1 pseudogene is annotated in these 1,520 nt (G+C 68.9%); it reads right to left on the bottom strand.

The features are described from left to right. Positions 1-1,337, bottom strand: a pseudogene (locus LQV45_RS31655) (ribonuclease E/G); the annotation flags it as partial. Between the last annotated feature and the right edge of the window lie 183 nt (positions 1,338-1,520).

Here is a 1,520-nt window from a genome sequence, read left to right as displayed (position 1 = left end):
TTCTGGACCTTGCCCAGGTAGACGTTGCCGATCAGGGAGTCCTGCTGGGTCTTGGACACGAAGTGCTCGGCCAGGACGCCGTCTTCAAGGACACCGATCTGGATTCTGTCGTCGCGCTGGCGGACGATCATCTGGCGGTCCACGGACTCGCGGCGGGCCAGGAACTCGGCCTCGGTGATGACGGTACGGCGGCGGCCGGTGTCGCGGGATTCGCGGCGGCGCTGCTTCTTGGCTTCCAGGCGGGTGGAGCCCTTGACGGATGTGACGCGGTTGTTCACCGGCGCCTCGGCCATGGCACGCGGCGCACGGACGCGGGTCACCGTGTTGGGCGGATCGTCGCCTTCCCCGCCGGTCAGCTCGAGGTCCTGGTCTCCACGGCGACGGCGGCGGCGGCGGCGGGAGGTCACACCGTCTTCAAGGATCAACTCGGAGCCTTCGTCGCCCTCTTCTTCGGTGCCTTCCGACTCGGTGTCGGACTCGGCAGAGGTGCGGGTGCGGCCGCGCCGGCCGCGGCTGCGGCGCCGACGGCGGTTGCCGGCGTCCTCGTCCTCGTCGCCTTCCTCGTCCTCGGGCTCAGCTGCTGCGGCGGCAACGGGGACCGGACGCACCACAGTGCTCAGGTCCGGGGCCTGGAAGATGACGGAAGTGAGGGCACCCGGTTCCATGAACAGCGACGCGGCCGGGCTTTCCTCGGGCCGAGCTTCCGGCTCTTCGGGCTGGGCTGCGGCGGCTTCCGCGGTGGGTGCTTCCGCAGCGGCGGCTTCTTCGGCCGGGAGTACTGCCGCGGGTGCTTCTTCGGCCTTCGGGGCGGCCTTGGCACGGCTGGCGCGGCGGCGGACCGGCTTCTCTGCAACCGTCTCTGCGGCCGTTTGTGCGGCTTCTGCGGCGGCAGTTGCGTCAGTGCCAGCTGCTGCGGGGGCCTCAGCCGCGGCAGGTGCGCCGGTTTCGGCATCGCCGGCGAAGGCAGGCAACGGTTCCGGGGCTGCTACAGCTTTCCGGGTCCGGGTGCGCCGCGCGGGCGCCTTGGCCGGAGTCTCGGCTGCAGCAGTTTCAGATACAGCAGCTTCGGGTTCAACAGTTTCAGATCCGGCTGCTTCGACGTTGGCCGGCTTACGGCGGCCCCGGACGGGCTCATCTGAACCGGCCGCGTCGGCCAGGGCCGCGGCTTCGGCAACAGCCTCGGCCGCCTCCGCGGCGTTGACCTTGGCGACGGGCGCCTTCCGGCGGGTCCGTACGGCCCTCTTCGGCGCTACCGGAGCCTCTGCTTCCGCAGTTCCCTGCGCTTCCCCGGTGACTACTAGTTCTTCGTTTCCGGCTACTACCTGGTCATTATCCATATGTGGCGACACTCCTGCCCCTGATGCGCCGCCACATTCGGCGCCCCTTGGGGGCAAATATGCGTCAACACCCGCAGGCATTGACAGAAGTCAATTGAATACCCTCAGGTTCGCACCGGCAGTGGGGTGCGGCAGCCCTGGAGGGCCGGCGAGATTGTTTTGGAACCCGTTGACCTACACGCC

This window comes from Microbacterium sp. Bi128, from assembly GCF_918698205.1.
Note: the sequence above shows the minus strand (reverse complement) of the source record. Positions and strands in the feature narration are given on the sequence as shown.